The organism is Staphylococcus sp. EG-SA-2, assembly GCF_017152085.1.
On sequence record NZ_JACYHC010001242.1, the window covers coordinates 1 to 629 of the forward strand.

2 pseudogenes are annotated in these 629 nt (G+C 33.4%); both read right to left on the reverse strand.

From position 1 onward, the window contains the following. A pseudogene (locus IDG60_RS20220) lies at positions 1 to 433 on the reverse strand (nucleoside recognition domain-containing protein); the annotation flags it as partial. Beyond that, positions 427 to 629, reverse strand: a pseudogene (locus IDG60_RS20225) (NAD(P)/FAD-dependent oxidoreductase); the annotation flags it as partial. The pseudogenes IDG60_RS20225 and IDG60_RS20220, both read right to left, overlap by 7 nt.

The window sequence follows — 629 nt, forward strand, 5'->3', positions numbered from 1 at the left end:
CACCATAATCACCAAATAATATATGCTGTAATATATCGTGATTGAGCAATGTTGTTTGAGTTAAATATTCTATCCATGCTGATACATACTGATTTTGAAACCAATCTGAAAATTGATAAGCGATACCAATTGGCAATGCAAACATTAAAAATATCAACAACCAGGCTAAAAATGTCGCACTTATTTTAGGTCTTAAATGTCGTCGCTCATGTTGAAATAGTGTCAATTGTTCTATCACATGTTCACTCGCTATAGGCGAAGAAACTACACTTTCTGCCAATGAAATATCTAATTTCTGTTTTATGATTAATAATCTTAATTTCGCTTTTTCTGTTGCGGTAAGTTTATCCGCATGGCTAATAACCAAATAATGAGGTTCATGAGGTATGGGCGTATAATGCCCAGTTCTCATATCATATTTCACTTCTAACATGTGCATGACACTTCACAACATGAATAATCATCTAAATACATTTGATTTTTTTGGTAATTTTCAATGACCTCTTGTTTAGCTGGTAAGCCTTCCCGCTGTGTTAAAAGATGGGCAAGTACTGCAAATCGCGCTCTGAATTTATAGATATAGCATAATTTGGCATTATCATTTTCAACTGTTGCACCAATCATAAAAA